Origin of the sequence: Pseudomonas sp. YQ_5 (assembly GCF_043103305.1) — a bacterium.
GTDB classification, from domain to species: Bacteria; Pseudomonadota; Gammaproteobacteria; order Pseudomonadales; family Pseudomonadaceae; genus Aquipseudomonas; species Aquipseudomonas putida_Y.
Genome location: NZ_JBICJS010000077.1, coordinates 1 through 15965, shown reverse-complemented (window position 1 = coordinate 15965; position 15965 = coordinate 1). Strand labels below are relative to the sequence as shown.

Below are 15965 nucleotides of genomic sequence, written 5' to 3'. Positions count from 1 at the left end.
CGTCACACTCCGTTCTTCAAAGGCTACCGTCCACAGTTCTACTTCCGTACCACTGACGTGACCGGTAACTGCGAACTGCCGGAAGGCGTTGAAATGGTAATGCCAGGTGACAACATTCAGATGACTGTTACCCTGATCAAGACCATCGCAATGGAAGACGGTCTGCGCTTCGCTATCCGTGAAGGCGGTCGTACCGTCGGCGCCGGTGTCGTAGCAAAAATTATTGAATAAGTAGTTGATTTACTTGATCAGGCCGGTATAATGGCCGGCCTGATACAGCGTTACAGGTCAGTAGCTCAATTGGCAGAGCGACGGTCTCCAAAACCGTAGGTTGGGGGTTCGATTCCCTCCTGACCTGCCATTTCACCTCGGTGTGATGGCTTTCTTCTTACAGGATCCTCCTCGATGACCCCCAAAACTGAAGCCCAAGAATCGCGTTTTGATCTGTTCAAGTGGCTGGCTGTAGTGGCTTTGGTGGTTGTTGGTGTTGTGGGTAATCAATATTACTCCGCCTCTCCAATCCTGTACCGCGTTCTTGCACTTCTCGTTCTGGCTGCTGTCGCGGGCTTTGTAGCTCTGCAGACTGCGAAGGGCAAGTCGTTCTTTGCGCTGGCGAAGGAAGCTCGTACCGAGATTCGTAAAGTCGTGTGGCCGACCCGCCAGGAAACCACCCAGACCACGCTGATTGTCGTGGCTGTCGTGCTGGTTATGGCACTGCTGCTGTGGGGGCTCGATTCCCTGCTCGGCTGGGCGGTCTCCTTGATCGTTGGCTAAAGGTGTCCCGTGGCTAAGCGTTGGTATGTTGTGCATGCTTACTCGGGTTACGAGAAGCATGTAATGCGCTCTCTGATCGAGCGCGTCAAGCTGGCTGGCATGGAAGACGGTTTCGGCGAGATCTTGGTTCCGACCGAAGAAGTCGTCGAAATGCGCAACGGCCAGAAGCGCAAGAGTGAGCGTAAGTTCTTCCCTGGCTATGTACTGGTCCAGATGGAAATGAACGAAGGTACTTGGCACTTGGTCAAGGACACTCCTCGCGTAATGGGCTTTATTGGCGGCACTGCTGATAAGCCTGCGCCGATTACAGATAAAGAAGCTGAGGCCATCCTGCGTCGCGTTGCCGACGGCAGCGATAAGCCGAAGCCCAAGACACTGTTCGAGCCGGGTGAAGTGGTTCGAGTCATTGATGGTCCGTTCGCTGACTTCAATGGTAGTGTCGAAGAGGTTAACTACGAAAAGAGCCGCCTGCAGGTTGCAGTGCTCATTTTCGGTCGCTCTACTCCGGTGGAGCTCGAGTTCAGCCAGGTCGAGAAGGTCTAGGCGGACGAAGCATCCCATACCCCGCAGCCCTGTGTGCTGCGGGGTTTTGTCGTCACTGGGATAAAACGCAAGTCATCCGGGGAGCCATCAGGCGTTCGTACCCGATTTTGGAGTAGCTCATGGCTAAGAAGATTCAGGCTTACATCAAGCTGCAAGTTAAGGCCGGCCAGGCCAACCCAAGCCCACCCGTTGGTCCAGCGCTGGGTCAACATGGTGTGAACATCATGGAATTCTGCAAGGCCTTCAACGCCCGTACCCAGGGTCAAGAAGCCGGCCTGCCGACTCCAGTGATCATCACTGTCTACAGCGACCGTAGCTTCACCTTCGAGACCAAGAGCACCCCTGCCTCGGTTCTGTTGAAGAAAGCTGCTGGCCTGACCAGTGGTTCGGCTCGCCCGAACACCGTTAAAGTCGGTACCGTTACCCGTGCTCAGCTGGAAGACATCGCCAAAGCTAAACAGGCTGATCTGACTGCCGCTGACCTGGACGCTGCTGTACGCACCATCGCTGGCTCTGCCCGCAGCATGGGCCTGAACGTGGAGGGTGTGTAATGGCTAAGCTGACCAAACGCCAAAAGGCAATCGCCGAGAAAATCGAAGCAGGCAAGGCCTACAACTTCGAAGAAGCGGCAACTCTGCTGGCCTCGCTGCCCGCTGCCAAGTTCGTCGAATCCTACGACATCGCCGTTAACCTCGGTGTTGACCCGCGTAAATCCGACCAGGTCGTACGTAGCGCTACCGTGCTGCCACACGGCACTGGCAAGACCGTTCGCGTTGCTGTCTTCACCCAGGGTCCAGCTGCTGAAGCTGCTCTGGCTGCCGGCGCTGATCGCGTAGGTATGGACGATCTGGCTGCCGAAATGAAAGGCGGCGACCTGAACTATGACGTCGTGATCGCATCGCCTGATGCCATGCGCGTTGTAGGTCAGCTGGGTCAGGTGCTGGGTCCTCGCGGCCTGATGCCTAACCCGAAAGTTGGTACCGTGACTCCAGACGTAGCCACTGCCGTGAAAAACGCCAAGGCTGGTCAGGTTCGCTACCGTACCGACAAAAACGGTATTATCCACACCTCCGTTGGCAAGATCGGCTTTGAAGCTGACAAGCTGAAGGAAAACGTTGAAGCCCTGATCGCTGACCTGAAGCGTATCAAGCCGGCTTCCTCGAAAGGTATCTACGTTAAGCGCGTTACCCTGAGCACCACCATGGGCCCAGGTCTGGTCATCGATCAGAGCTCGCTGAACGTGTAAGAACATGGCGGCGCGACCAGTCGCGCCGCCAGCAAAAATTGGGGTCCCTGCCTGGCGGGGGCTATCCAAGACCGTAGGCGGCGTAAGCCTTAAAACATCAGCCCACGCAGATGGTGCTCCCGATTCGTTACCGAATCAGACACCAAAACGACATCCGGCTTCGGCCAGATGAAACGGTAAAAACCAGGAGTAAACCCGTGGCAATTAAACTCGAAGACAAGAAGGCCATCGTCGCTGAAGTCAACGAGGCTGCCAAAGTCGCTCTGTCCGCTGTCGTGGCTGATGCCCGTGGTGTGACTGTAAGCGCAATGACCGGACTCCGTAAAGAGGCCCGCGAAGCTGGCGTATACGTACGTGTAGTGCGTAACACCCTGCTCAAGCGCGCTGTTGAAGGCACCGAATTTTCGATCCTCAACGACGCGTTCAAAGGCCCGACCCTGATTGCTTTCTCCAACGAACACCCGGGCGCTGCTGCTCGTCTGTTCAAAGAGTTCGCCAAGGGTCAGGACAAGTTCGAGATCAAGGCAGCTGCGTTTGACGGCAATTTCATTGCAGCGAACCAGATCGACGTGTTGGCTACCCTGCCGACCCGCGACGAAGCTATCGCAAAACTGATGAGCGTTATTCAAGGCGCCACCAGCAAGCTGGCTCGTACTCTGGCAGCCATTCGCGACCAGAAAGAAGCTACCGCTGCCTAAGGCACGCGAACTCTTTCAAAATCATACGTTTAATTTGATGGCTGCGTAGGCTGTCACCCCAATACAGGATTTAAGTCATGTCTCTGACTAACGAACAAATCATCGAAGCAATCGGCCAGAAAACCGTTCTGGAAGTTGTTGAGCTGATCAAAGCAATGGAAGAAACCTTCGGCGTTACCGCTGCTGTTGCCGCTGCTGGCCCAGCTGCTGCTGCTGCCGTTGTTGAAGAGCAGACCGAGTTCAACGTTGTTCTGGTTGAAGCCGGCGACAAGAAAGTGAACGTGATCAAAGCCGTTCGCGAACTGACCGGTCTGGGCCTGAAAGAAGCCAAAGAGAAAGTCGATGGCGCTCCTCAGGTTGTAGCTGAAGGCGTTTCGAAAGAAGCCGCTGAAGACGCTAAGAAGAAGCTGGAAGAAGCAGGCGCTAAAGTCGAGCTGAAGTAATCTCGACCTTGCGATGCCAGCCTGAGCGTTGAGCGAAAGGCTGATGGCTGGTGGCTTATGCCACCGGCCTTTTTCCGTTATTGGTGGCCGGTCAGGCCGGTCCCGATAACGAGCTGCAAGACACCCATGTGGGTGGCGCAAACCAAGGGGTTTGCACGATTTTCTGGCTGCTCCCGCCGGGAGAAGCCAAACAAGCAGGTGACCAAGCTGGGGAACGCTGATGGCTTACTCATACACTGAGAAAAAACGTATCCGCAAGGACTTTAGCAAGTTGCCGGACGTCATGGATGTGCCTTACCTCCTGGCCATCCAGCTGGATTCGTATCGCGAATTCCTGCAAGCGGGAGCATCCAAGGATCACTTCCGCGACGTCGGCCTGCACGCGGCCTTCAAATCGGTATTCCCGATCATCAGCTACTCCGGCAATGCTGCCCTGGAGTACGTAGGCTATCGCCTGGGCGAACCCGCCTTCGATGTGAAGGAATGTGTCCTGCGTGGCGTGACCTTCGCGGTCCCACTGCGGGTCAAGGTGCGCCTGATCATCTTCGACAAGGAATCGTCGAACAAAGCGATCAAGGACATCAAAGAGCAAGAAGTCTACATGGGTGAAATCCCCCTGATGACTGAGAACGGTACCTTCGTTATCAACGGTACCGAGCGTGTGATCGTTTCCCAGCTGCACCGTTCGCCTGGTGTGTTCTTCGACCACGACCGTGGCAAGACCCACAGCTCGGGCAAGCTGCTGTACTCCGCTCGCATCATCCCTTACCGCGGTTCCTGGCTGGACTTCGAGTTCGACCCGAAGGACTGCGTGTTCGTGCGTATCGACCGTCGCCGCAAACTGCCGGCCTCGGTGCTGCTGCGCGCCCTGGGTTACAGCACTGAAGAAGTGCTGAACACCTTCTACACCACCAACGTATTCCACATTTCCGGCGAAAAACTCAGCCTGGAACTGGTGCCGCAGCGTCTGCGTGGTGAAGTTGCAGTCATGGACATCCATGACGAAACCGGCAAAGTCATCGTCGAGCAAGGCCGCCGTATTACCGCGCGCCACATCAATCAGCTCGAGAAGGCCGGCGTCAAGCAGCTGGACGTACCAATGGAATACGTCCTGGGTCGCACTACCGCCAAGGCAATCGTGCATCCGGCTACCGGCGAAATTCTCGCCGAATGCAACACCGAGATGACCACCGAGCTGCTGATCAAGGTCGCCAAGGCGCAGGTTGTTCGTATCGAGACCCTGTACACCAACGACATCGATTGCGGTCCGTTCATCTCTGACACCCTGAAGATCGATACCACCAGCAACCAACTGGAAGCGCTGGTCGAAATCTATCGGATGATGCGTCCAGGCGAGCCGCCAACCAAGGATGCAGCCGAGACCCTGTTCAACAACCTGTTCTTCAGCGCCGAGCGTTACGATCTGTCCGCCGTCGGCCGCATGAAGTTCAACCGTCGTATCGGTCGTACCGAGATCGAGGGTTCGGGCGTGCTGAGCAAGGAAGACATCGTCGAGGTTCTGAAGACCCTGGTCGATATCCGTAACGGTAAAGGCATCGTCGACGACATCGACCACCTGGGTAACCGTCGCGTACGTTGCGTCGGCGAGATGGCCGAGAACCAGTTCCGTGTTGGCCTGGTGCGTGTCGAGCGCGCGGTCAAGGAACGCCTGTCGATGGCGGAAAGCGAAGGCCTGATGCCGCAAGACCTGATCAACGCCAAGCCGGTAGCGGCGGCGGTGAAGGAGTTCTTCGGTTCCAGCCAGCTGTCCCAGTTCATGGACCAGAACAACCCTCTCTCGGAGATTACCCACAAGCGTCGCGTCTCCGCACTCGGCCCTGGCGGTCTGACCCGTGAGCGTGCCGGCTTCGAAGTTCGTGACGTACACCCGACCCACTATGGCCGTGTGTGCCCGATCGAGACTCCTGAAGGTCCGAACATCGGTCTGATCAACTCCCTGGCGGCCTACGCCCGTACCAACCAGTACGGCTTCCTGGAAAGCCCGTACCGCGTTGTGAAGGAAGGCGTTGTCAGCGACGACATCGTGTTCCTGTCGGCAATCGAAGAGGCAGATCACGTCATCGCACAGGCTTCGGCCGCGATGAACGACAAGAAGCAACTGATCGATGAACTGGTAGCGGTTCGTCACCTGAACGAATTCACCGTCAAGGCGCCGGAAGACGTCACCCTGATGGACGTTTCGCCGAAGCAGGTTGTTTCCGTTGCAGCGTCGCTGATTCCGTTCCTCGAGCACGACGACGCCAACCGTGCGTTGATGGGTTCGAACATGCAGCGTCAGGCTGTACCGACTCTGCGTGCCGACAAGCCGCTGGTAGGTACCGGCATGGAGCGCAACGTTGCGCGTGACTCCGGTGTCTGCGTGGTTGCTCGCCGCGGTGGTGTGATCGACTCGGTCGACGCCAGCCGTATCGTTGTTCGCGTTGCCGACGACGAAGTGGAAACCGGCGAAGCGGGTGTGGATATCTACAACCTGACCAAGTACACCCGTTCGAACCAGAACACCTGCATCAACCAGCGTCCGCTGGTGAGCAAAGGTGACAAGGTTCAGCGTGGTGACATCATGGCCGACGGCCCGTCCACCGACATGGGTGAGCTGGCTCTGGGTCAGAACATGCGCATCGCGTTCATGGCGTGGAACGGCTTCAACTTCGAAGACTCCATCTGCCTGTCCGAACGTGTTGTTCAGGAAGATCGCTTCACCACCATCCACATTCAGGAACTGACCTGTGTGGCGCGTGACACCAAGCTTGGCCCAGAGGAAATCACTGCGGACATCCCGAACGTGGGTGAAGCTGCACTGAACAAGCTGGACGAAGCCGGTATCGTTTACGTAGGTGCTGAAGTTGGCGCTGGCGACATCCTGGTCGGCAAGGTCACGCCAAAAGGCGAAACCCAGCTGACTCCGGAAGAAAAGCTGCTGCGCGCAATCTTCGGTGAGAAGGCCAGCGACGTTAAGGACACCTCCCTGCGTGTGCCAACCGGCACCAAGGGTACTGTCATCGACGTACAGGTCTTCACCCGTGATGGCGTGGAGCGCGATAGCCGTGCACTGGCCATCGAGAAGATGCAACTCGACGAGATCCGCAAGGACCTCAACGAAGAGTTCCGCATTGTCGAAGGTGCAACCTTCGAGCGTCTGCGTTCGGCTCTGAACGGCCAGGTAGTTGACGGTGGTGCGGGCCTGAAGAAAGGCACCGTGATCACTGACGAAGTGCTGGACGGTCTGGAGCACGGCCAGTGGTTCAAACTGCGCATGGCTGAAGATGCACTGAACGAGCAGTTGGAAAAGGCTCAGCAGTACATCGTCGACCGTCGCCGTCTGCTGGACGACAAGTTCGAAGACAAGAAGCGCAAGCTGCAGCAGGGCGATGACCTGGCACCGGGCGTACTGAAGATCGTCAAGGTTTACCTGGCAATCCGCCGCCGCATCCAGCCGGGTGACAAGATGGCCGGTCGTCACGGTAACAAGGGTGTTGTCTCGGTCATCATGCCGGTTGAAGACATGCCGCACGATGCCAACGGTACTCCGGTTGACGTCGTACTGAACCCGCTGGGTGTACCTTCGCGTATGAACGTTGGTCAGATCCTTGAAACCCACCTGGGCCTCGCGGCCAAGGGCCTGGGCGAGAAGATCGACCGCATGCTCGAAGAGCAGCGCAAAGCCGCTGAACTGCGCGTGTTCCTGACCGAGGTCTACAACGAGATCGGCGGTCGTCAGGAAAACCTCGACGAGTTCACCGACGAAGAAATCCTGGCCCTGGCTAACAACCTGAAGAAAGGCGTGCCGATGGCTACCCCGGTCTTCGATGGTGCCAAGGAGCGCGAGATCAAGGCCATGCTGAAGCTGGCCGACCTGCCAGAGAGCGGCCAGATGGTGCTGTTCGATGGCCGTACCGGCAACAAGTTCGAGCGTCCTGTGACCGTTGGTTACATGTACATGCTCAAGCTGAACCACTTGGTGGACGACAAGATGCACGCGCGTTCCACTGGTTCCTACAGCCTGGTTACCCAGCAGCCGCTGGGTGGTAAGGCGCAGTTCGGTGGTCAGCGTTTCGGGGAGATGGAAGTGTGGGCGCTGGAAGCATACGGCGCGGCATACACCCTGCAAGAAATGCTCACAGTGAAGTCGGACGACGTGAACGGCCGTACCAAGATGTACAAGAACATCGTGGATGGCGATCACCGTATGGAGCCGGGCATGCCCGAGTCCTTCAACGTGTTGATCAAAGAGATCCGTTCGCTCGGTATCGATATCGATCTGGAAACCGAATAACACGTGACGCGAAGGGGAGTGGGGCAGGTAATGCCCGCTCCCTGCTCCGCCAGGAGGAAAGGCCTTGAAAGACCTACTGAATTTGCTGAAAAACCAGGGTCAAGTCGAAGAGTTCGACGCCATCCGCATCGGTCTGGCGTCGCCTGAAATGATCCGTTCGTGGTCGTTCGGTGAAGTTAAGAAGCCGGAAACCATTAACTACCGTACGTTCAAACCTGAGCGTGACGGCCTGTTCTGCGCCAAGATCTTTGGCCCAGTCAAGGACTACGAGTGCCTGTGCGGCAAGTACAAGCGCCTCAAGCACCGCGGTGTGATCTGCGAGAAGTGCGGCGTTGAAGTCGCCCTGGCCAAGGTTCGTCGTGAGCGCATGGCGCACATCGAACTGGCCTCGCCGGTTGCCCACATCTGGTTCCTGAAGTCGCTGCCGTCCCGTATCGGCCTGCTGATGGACATGACCCTGCGTGATATCGAACGCGTGCTCTACTTCGAGAGCTATGTCGTTATCGATCCGGGCATGACCACCCTGGAAAAGGGGCAGTTGCTGAACGACGAGCAGTACTTCGAAGCGCTGGAAGAGTTCGGTGACGACTTCGATGCCCGTATGGGTGCCGAGGCTGTCCGCGAGCTGCTGCACGCTATCGATCTGGAGCACGAGATCGGCCGCCTGCGCGAAGAGATTCCGCAGACCAACTCGGAAACCAAGATCAAGAAGCTTTCCAAGCGCCTGAAGCTGATGGAGGCTTTCCAGGGCTCGGGCAACCTGCCTGAGTGGATGGTCCTGACCGTTCTGCCAGTGCTGCCGCCAGACCTGCGTCCGCTGGTTCCGCTGGATGGTGGCCGTTTCGCGACCTCCGACCTGAACGACCTGTATCGTCGGGTGATCAACCGTAACAACCGTCTGAAGCGCCTGCTGGATCTGTCCGCGCCTGACATCATCGTGCGCAACGAAAAGCGCATGCTGCAGGAGGCGGTCGACGCCCTGCTGGACAACGGCCGTCGTGGTCGCGCCATCACTGGCTCGAACAAGCGTCCGCTGAAGTCCCTGGCTGACATGATCAAAGGTAAGCAAGGTCGCTTCCGTCAGAACTTGCTCGGTAAGCGTGTTGACTACTCCGGCCGTTCGGTAATTACCGTAGGTCCGACCCTGCGTCTGCACCAGTGCGGCCTGCCGAAGAAGATGGCCCTCGAGCTGTTCAAGCCGTTCATTTTCGGCAAGCTGGAAATGCGTGGTCTGGCGACCACCATCAAGGCTGCCAAGAAGATGGTCGAGCGCGAGCTGCCAGAGGTGTGGGACGTTCTCGCCGAAGTAATTCGCGAACACCCCGTACTGCTCAACCGTGCACCGACTCTTCACCGTCTGGGGATCCAGGCTTTTGAACCGGTACTGATCGAAGGTAAGGCTATCCAGCTGCACCCGCTGGTCTGTGCTGCGTACAACGCCGACTTCGACGGTGACCAGATGGCCGTTCACGTGCCGCTGACCCTGGAAGCCCAGCTCGAAGCGCGTGCGCTGATGATGTCGACCAACAACATCCTGTCGCCAGCCAACGGTGAGCCAATCATCGTACCGTCGCAGGACGTTGTACTGGGTCTGTACTACATGACCCGTGAAGCCATCAACGCCAAGGGCGAAGGTCGCGTGTTCGCCGACCTGCAGGAAGTCGACCGCGTATTCCGCGCCGGCGAAGCCGCGCTGCACGCGAAAATCAAGGTTCGTATCAACGAAACCGTGAAAGAGCGTGATGGTTCGGTGGTCAAGAACACCCGTATCGTCGACACCACCGTCGGCCGTGCGCTGCTGTTCCAGGTTGTGCCAGCAGGTCTGCCGTACGACGTGGTCAACCAGCCGATGAAGAAAAAGGCGATCTCCAAGCTGATCAACCAGTGCTACCGCGTGGTTGGTCTGAAAGAGACCGTTATCTTCGCCGACCAGCTGATGTACACCGGTTTCGCTTACTCGACCATTTCCGGCGTTTCCATCGGTGTTAACGACTTCGTTATCCCGGACGAGAAAGCCCGCATCATCGGTAACGCTACCGACGAAGTGAAGGAAATCGAGAGCCAGTACGCCTCCGGCCTGGTAACCCAGGGCGAGAAGTACAACAAGGTCATCGACTTGTGGTCGAAGGCGAACGACGAAGTGTCCAAGGCGATGATGGCCAACCTCTCGAAAGAGAAGGTCATCGACCGCGAAGGCAAGGAAGTCGAGCAAGAGTCCTTCAACTCGATGTACATGATGGCTGACTCGGGTGCGCGGGGTTCCGCAGCCCAGATCCGTCAGCTGGCTGGTATGCGTGGTCTGATGGCCAAGCCGGACGGCTCCATCATCGAGACGCCGATCACCGCGAACTTCCGTGAAGGTCTGAGCGTACTTCAGTACTTCATCTCGACTCACGGTGCTCGTAAGGGTCTGGCGGATACCGCACTGAAAACCGCTAACTCCGGTTACCTGACTCGTCGTCTGGTGGACGTTGCCCAGGATCTGGTTGTGACCGAGATCGACTGCGGCACCGATCAGGGCCTGGTGATGACTCCACACATCGAAGGCGGCGACGTTGTAGAGCCGCTGGGTGAGCGTGTATTGGGTCGTGTCATCGCCCGTGACGTGTTCAAGCCAGGCACCGAGGACGTTATCGTTCCGGCCGGTACCTTGGTCGACGAGCAGTGGGTTGAGTTCATCGAGCTGAACAGCATCGACGAAGTGATCGTACGTTCGCCGATCAACTGCGAAACCCGCTACGGCATCTGCGCCAAGTGCTACGGTCGTGACCTGGCTCGCGGTCACCAGGTGAACATCGGTGAAGCTGTCGGCGTTATCGCTGCACAGTCGATCGGTGAGCCAGGTACCCAGCTGACCATGCGTACGTTCCACATCGGTGGTGCTGCAAGCCGTACCTCGGCTGCCGACAGCGTCCAGGTGAAGAATGGCGGTATGGTGCGTCTGCACAACCTGAAGCAGGTTGAGCGTGCCGACGGTAACCTGGTTGCCGTATCGCGTTCCGGTGAGTTGGCGATTGCCGACGAGTTCGGTCGTGAGCGTGAGCGCTACAAGCTGCCTTACGGTGCGGTGATTTCAGTCAAGGAAGGTGAAAAGGTCGAAGCTGGCGCGATCGTCGCCAAGTGGGACCCGCACACCCACCCGATCGTTACCGAGCTGAAAGGTACCGTGACCTTCGTGGGCATGGAAGAAAACATCACCATCAAGCGTCAGACCGACGAACTGACCGGCTTGACCAACATTGAAGTGCTGGACGTCAAGGATCGCCCTGCCGCAGGCAAGGAAATCCGTCCGGCAATCAAGATGGTCGATGCCGCTGGCAAGGACCTGTACCTGCCAGGTACAGACGTACCTGCCCAGTACTTCCTGCCGGCCAACGCCCTTGTCGGTGTGGCTGACGGTGCGCAGATCGGTGTTGGTGACGTTATCGCGCGTATCCCGCAAGAGACGTCGAAGACCCGTGACATCACCGGTGGTCTGCCGCGCGTTGCCGACCTGTTCGAAGCGCGTCGTCCGAAAGAAGCCTCGATTCTGGCTGAAGTCAGCGGCACCATCGCATTCGGTAAAGAAACCAAGGGCAAGCGTCGCCTGGTGATCACTCCGACCGACGGTAGCGATCCGTACGAAGAGCTGATTCCAAAGTGGCGCCACCTGAACGTCTTTGAAGGTGAACAGGTAAACCGCGGCGAAGTTATCTCCGACGGCCCGAGCGATCCGCATGACATCCTGCGTCTGCTGGGTGTGAGTGCGCTGGCGAAGTACATCGTCAACGAGATCCAGGACGTTTACCGTCTGCAAGGCGTGAAGATCAACGACAAGCACATCGAGACCATCCTGCGTCAGATGCTGCGCAAGGTCGAGATCTCCGAGTCGGGCGATTCCAGCTTCATCAAGGGCGACCAGATGGAACTGACTCAGGTGCTGGTAGAGAACGAGCGTCTCGCTAGCGAGGACAAGTTCATCTCCAAGTTCACCCGAGTGCTGCTGGGTATCACCAAGGCCTCGCTGTCCACCGAGTCGTTCATCTCCGCGGCTTCCTTCCAGGAAACCACCCGCGTACTGACCGAAGCGGCTGTAACCGGCAAGCGTGACTACCTGCGCGGCCTGAAAGAGAACGTGGTCGTGGGTCGTCTGATCCCGGCCGGTACTGGTCTGGCCTACCACAGCGAGCGTAAGCGTCGCCGTGATGCCGACAAACCGCTGCGTGTAAGCGCCAGTGAAGTGGAAGCTGCACTGACCGAAGCGCTGAATTCCAGCGGTAACTAAGTACAGGGCAAGGCCCCGGCAAGCCTCGGGCGAGCATCGGTGACATGAAATGTTGCCGATGATCGGGCGGGGAGGGCCGGGGCCTCGTCTTGACTGGGTGCAAGATCCTCTTTAGACTTTTGTACCCTTAAATTTGGTGAGGCTCCGTCTCGCCAATTTTTGGCTTTCTTGCAAGACAATAGAGTCGCAAGACAATCAGTGGAGCTAGTAGATGGCAACTATCAACCAGCTGGTACGTCAGCCGCGTAAGCGTTCGGTCGAGAAGTCCGACGTTCCTGCGCTGCAGAACTGCCCGCAGCGTCGTGGCGTGTGCACCCGTGTGTACACCACCACGCCGAAAAAACCTAACTCGGCACTGCGTAAAGTATGCCGTGTGCGTCTGACCAACGGTTTCGAGGTTTCCTCGTACATCGGTGGTGAAGGCCACAACCTGCAAGAGCACAGCGTCGTCCTGATTCGTGGCGGCCGTGTAAAAGACTTGCCAGGTGTTCGTTACCACACCGTTCGCGGCTCTCTGGATACTTCGGGCGTCAAAGGCCGTAACCAGGGTCGTTCGAAGTACGGTACCAAGCGTCCGAAGTAATCGGTCGTTTGCAGGCATCCATTTTTTTGAGTCGATAAGAGTAAGGTCGGGCGTGGGTCGAATGACCTGGTCCCGGGCTAACCTGAAGACCGTTTGAGGGCTTATCATGCCAAGACGTCGTGTAGCAGCAAAACGTGAGATCCTTGACGATCCGAAGTACGGATCCCAGATTCTCGCCAAGTTCATGAACCACGTGATGGAAAGCGGCAAGAAGGCCGTAGCCGAGCGCATCGTTTACGGTGCTCTGGATACCGTCAAAGCACGCAAGAACAGCGACCCCCTGGAAATCTTCGAGAAAGCTCTCGACGCCATCGCTCCGCTGGTCGAAGTAAAGTCCCGTCGTGTCGGCGGTGCCACTTACCAGGTCCCGGTTGAAGTTCGTCCATCCCGTCGTAACGCTCTGGCAATGCGCTGGCTCGTAGACTACGCCCGCAAGCGCGGCGAGAAGTCGATGGCTCTGCGTCTGGCCGGCGAACTGCTGGATGCTGCCGAAGGCAAGGGTGCTGCAGTCAAGAAGCGTGAAGACGTTCACCGTATGGCTGAAGCCAACAAAGCGTTCTCGCACTACCGCTTCTAATTCAAGCATCAATCTTTTTGCGAGGGCTTTATGGCTCGTACTACAGCAATTAACCGCTACCGTAACATTGGTATCTGTGCCCACGTTGACGCGGGCAAGACCACCACTACCGAGCGGATCCTGTTCTACACAGGTCTGAGCCACAAAATGGGCGAGGTGCATGACGGCGCCGCGACCACCGACTGGATGGTGCAGGAGCAGGAGCGGGGTATCACCATTACCTCCGCTGCCGTTACCACCTTCTGGAAAGGTTCCCGTGGTCAGTATGACAACTACCGCGTAAACGTTATCGATACCCCTGGCCACGTTGACTTCACCATTGAAGTAGAGCGTTCGCTGCGTGTACTCGACGGCGCGGTCGTTGTGTTCTGCGGCACCTCCGGCGTTGAGCCGCAGTCCGAAACCGTATGGCGTCAGGCCAACAAGTACGGCGTTCCACGTGTTGTTTACGTGAACAAGATGGACCGTGCTGGTGCTAACTTCCTGCGCGTCGTAGGTCAGATCAAGAACCGTCTGGGTCACACCCCAGTTCCTGTTCAGCTGGCCATCGGTTCGGAAGATAACTTCCAGGGTCAGGTTGACCTGATCAAGATGAAGGCTATCTACTGGAACGAAGACGACAAGGGCACTACCTACCGTGAGGAAGAAATTCCTGCGGATATGGTCGAGCTGGCTAACGAATGGCGCAACAACATGGTTGAAGCCGCCGCCGAAGCCAACGAAGAGCTGATGAACAAGTACCTTGAAGAAGGTGAGCTGTCCGTCGAAGAGATCAAGGCAGGCCTGCGTGCGCGCACCCTGGCCAGCGAGATCGTTCCGGCTGTCTGCGGTTCGTCGTTCAAGAACAAGGGTGTTCCCCTGGTTCTGGATGCCGTCATCGACTTCCTGCCTGCTCCGACCGAGATTCCTGCTATCCAGGGTATCAACCCGGACGACAAGGATCTGGCAAAAGACGACCCGGCCGTTCGCAAGGACGAGCGTCATGCTGATGATGACGAGCCGTTCTCGGCACTGGCGTTCAAGATCGCGACCGACCCGTTCGTAGGTACTCTGACCTTCGTTCGCGTCTACTCGGGCGTTCTGAGCTCCGGCGACTCCGTGATCAACTCGGTCAAGGGCAAGAAAGAGCGCGTTGGTCGTATGGTGCAAATGCACGCCAACCAGCGTGAAGAGATCAAGGAAGTACGCGCTGGTGACATCGCGGCCCTGATCGGCATGAAGGACGTGACTACGGGTGAAACCCTGTGCAACGCCGACAAGCCAATCATCCTTGAGCGTATGGACTTCCCGGAGCCTGTAATCTCCCTGTCCGTCGAGCCGAAAACCAAGGCCGACCAGGAGAAGATGGGCATCGCACTGGGCAAGCTGGCTCAGGAAGACCCGTCGTTCCGCGTCAAGACTGATGAAGAAACCGGTCAGACCATCATCTCCGGTATGGGTGAGCTGCACCTGGACATCCTCGTTGACCGCATGAAGCGCGAGTTCAACGTCGAAGCCAACATCGGCAAGCCGCAGGTTTCGTACCGCGAGAAGATCACCAAATCCAACGTCGAGATCGAAGGCAAGTTCGTTCGTCAGTCGGGTGGTCGTGGTCAGTTCGGTCACTGCTGGGTTCGTTTCTCCGAGCCAGACGTGGACGACAAGGGCAACATCACCGAAGGTCTGGTGTTCTCCAACGAAGTCGTTGGTGGTGTGATTCCTAAGGAATACATCCCTGCGATCCAGAAGGGTATCGAAGAGCAGATGAAAAACGGCGTTGTTGCCGGTTATCCTCTGATCGGCCTGAAGGCCGCGGTATTCGACGGTTCGTACCACGACGTCGACTCCAACGAAATGGCGTTCAAGATCGCCGCTTCGATGGCGACCAAGCAACTGGCCCAGAAGGGCGGTGGCGTGGTTCTCGAGCCGATCATGAAGGTCGAAGTTGTAACCCCGGAAGACTACCTGGGTGACGTGATGGGTGACCTGAACCGTCGTCGTGGTCTGGTCCAGGGTATGGATGAGTCGGTCTCTGGCCGTGTCGTCCGTGCTGAAGTACCGCTCGGAGAGATGTTCGGTTACGCAACCGACGTTCGTTCCATGTCTCAGGGTCGCGCAAGCTACTCCATGGAATTCTCCAAATACGCCGAAGCTCCGTCGAACATCGTCGAAGCACTCGTTAAAAAACAAGGCTAATCCCCTTTAGGCAAGAGGTTCACTGTCGTGGCTAAAGAAAAATTTGATCGTTCCCTTCCCCACGTTAACGTCGGCACCATCGGCCACGTTGACCACGGTAAGACCACTCTGACCGCAGCTCTGACTCGCGTTTGCTCCGAAGTTTTCGGTTCGGCAGTCGTTGAGTTCGACAAGATCGACTCGGCTCCGGAAGAAAAAGCGCGCGGTATCACCATCAACACCGCTCACGTTGAGTACAACTCGACCATTCGTCACTACGCTCACGTTGACTGCCCAGGTCACGCTGACTACGTGAAGAACATGATCACCGGTGCTGCCCAGATGGACGGCGCGATCCTGGTTTGCTCGGCCGCCGATGGTCCGATGCC

12 protein-coding genes, 1 tRNA gene and 1 pseudogene are annotated in these 15965 nt (G+C 57.4%); all 14 read left to right on the top strand.

Annotated features, from left to right (window positions below; all coding sequences use genetic code 11):
* Nucleotides 1-231: pseudogene (locus ACF8EA_RS18050) on the top strand (elongation factor Tu); the annotation flags it as partial.
* Between the two features lie 54 nt (nucleotides 232-285).
* Nucleotides 286-361: transfer RNA gene (locus tag ACF8EA_RS18045), tRNA-Trp, on the top strand.
* A gap of 44 nt (nucleotides 362-405) precedes the next feature.
* Nucleotides 406-774 (top strand): preprotein translocase subunit SecE, encoded by a 369-nt coding sequence (gene secE / locus ACF8EA_RS18040; protein WP_003257081.1) that lies wholly within the window; start codon nucleotides 406-408, stop codon nucleotides 772-774.
* 9 nt (nucleotides 775-783) lie between these two features.
* Complete coding sequence (nusG, locus tag ACF8EA_RS18035) at nucleotides 784-1317, top strand: transcription termination/antitermination protein NusG (protein WP_003255501.1); 534 nt, start codon at nucleotides 784-786, stop codon at nucleotides 1315-1317.
* Nucleotides 1318-1436: 119 nt separating this feature from the next.
* Entirely contained in the window at nucleotides 1437-1868 is a 432-nt protein-coding gene (rplK, locus tag ACF8EA_RS18030) for a 50S ribosomal protein L11 (RefSeq protein WP_003255500.1), read from the top strand.
* The gene (rplA, locus tag ACF8EA_RS18025; protein WP_003255499.1) at nucleotides 1868-2563 is read left to right on the top strand and encodes a 50S ribosomal protein L1; all 696 of its coding nucleotides are present in this window, start codon (nucleotides 1868-1870) and stop codon (nucleotides 2561-2563) included. Before rplK ends, rplA begins: the two co-directional genes overlap by 1 nt.
* 197 nt (nucleotides 2564-2760) lie before the next feature.
* Nucleotides 2761-3261 carry a 50S ribosomal protein L10 gene (gene rplJ / locus ACF8EA_RS18020; protein WP_016715872.1) on the top strand — a complete coding sequence of 167 codons (501 nt, stop codon included), beginning with the start codon at nucleotides 2761-2763 and terminating at the stop codon, nucleotides 3259-3261.
* Nucleotides 3262-3338: 77 nt separating this feature from the next.
* Nucleotides 3339-3704, top strand: a complete 366-nt coding sequence (gene rplL, locus ACF8EA_RS18015; protein ID WP_003255496.1) for a 50S ribosomal protein L7/L12 — start codon at nucleotides 3339-3341, stop codon at nucleotides 3702-3704.
* Between the two features lie 220 nt (nucleotides 3705-3924).
* Nucleotides 3925-7998, top strand: a complete 4074-nt coding sequence (gene rpoB, locus ACF8EA_RS18010; protein WP_003255495.1) for a DNA-directed RNA polymerase subunit beta — start codon at nucleotides 3925-3927, stop codon at nucleotides 7996-7998.
* A gap of 64 nt (nucleotides 7999-8062) precedes the next feature.
* A complete protein-coding gene (rpoC, locus tag ACF8EA_RS18005) occupies nucleotides 8063-12262 on the top strand; it encodes a DNA-directed RNA polymerase subunit beta' (RefSeq protein WP_014589475.1) in 4200 nt (1399 codons plus the stop codon).
* A 211-nt stretch (nucleotides 12263-12473) separates the two neighbouring features.
* Nucleotides 12474-12845, top strand: a complete 372-nt coding sequence (gene rpsL, locus ACF8EA_RS18000) for a 30S ribosomal protein S12 (RefSeq protein ID WP_003255492.1) — start codon at nucleotides 12474-12476, stop codon at nucleotides 12843-12845.
* A 106-nt stretch (nucleotides 12846-12951) separates the two neighbouring features.
* Nucleotides 12952-13422 (top strand): 30S ribosomal protein S7, encoded by a 471-nt coding sequence (gene rpsG, locus ACF8EA_RS17995; protein WP_003246741.1) that lies wholly within the window; start codon nucleotides 12952-12954, stop codon nucleotides 13420-13422.
* Nucleotides 13423-13452: 30 nt separating this feature from the next.
* Complete coding sequence (gene fusA / locus ACF8EA_RS17990; protein ID WP_021784865.1) at nucleotides 13453-15597, top strand: elongation factor G; 2145 nt, start codon at nucleotides 13453-13455, stop codon at nucleotides 15595-15597.
* A 27-nt stretch (nucleotides 15598-15624) separates the two neighbouring features.
* A partial coding sequence (locus tag ACF8EA_RS17985; RefSeq protein WP_254506407.1) for a GTP-binding protein occupies nucleotides 15625-15965 on the top strand: 341 nt, incomplete at its 3' end.

What these genes read in the sequence shown, in the direction of transcription:
- secE (WP_003257081.1), top strand. Translation starts at nt 406, where the DNA reads ATGACCCCCAAAACTGAAGCCCAAGAATCGCGTTTTGATCTGTTCAAG.
- rplK (WP_003255500.1), top strand. Translation starts at nt 1,437, where the DNA reads ATGGCTAAGAAGATTCAGGCTTACATCAAGCTGCAAGTTAAGGCCGGC.
- rplA (WP_003255499.1), top strand. Translation starts at nt 1,868, where the DNA reads ATGGCTAAGCTGACCAAACGCCAAAAGGCAATCGCCGAGAAAATCGAA.
- rplL (WP_003255496.1), top strand. Translation starts at nt 3,339, where the DNA reads ATGTCTCTGACTAACGAACAAATCATCGAAGCAATCGGCCAGAAAACC.
- rpoB (WP_003255495.1), top strand. Translation starts at nt 3,925, where the DNA reads ATGGCTTACTCATACACTGAGAAAAAACGTATCCGCAAGGACTTTAGC.
- rpsL (WP_003255492.1), top strand. Translation starts at nt 12,474, where the DNA reads ATGGCAACTATCAACCAGCTGGTACGTCAGCCGCGTAAGCGTTCGGTC.
- rpsG (WP_003246741.1), top strand. Translation starts at nt 12,952, where the DNA reads ATGCCAAGACGTCGTGTAGCAGCAAAACGTGAGATCCTTGACGATCCG.
- fusA (WP_021784865.1), top strand. Translation starts at nt 13,453, where the DNA reads ATGGCTCGTACTACAGCAATTAACCGCTACCGTAACATTGGTATCTGT.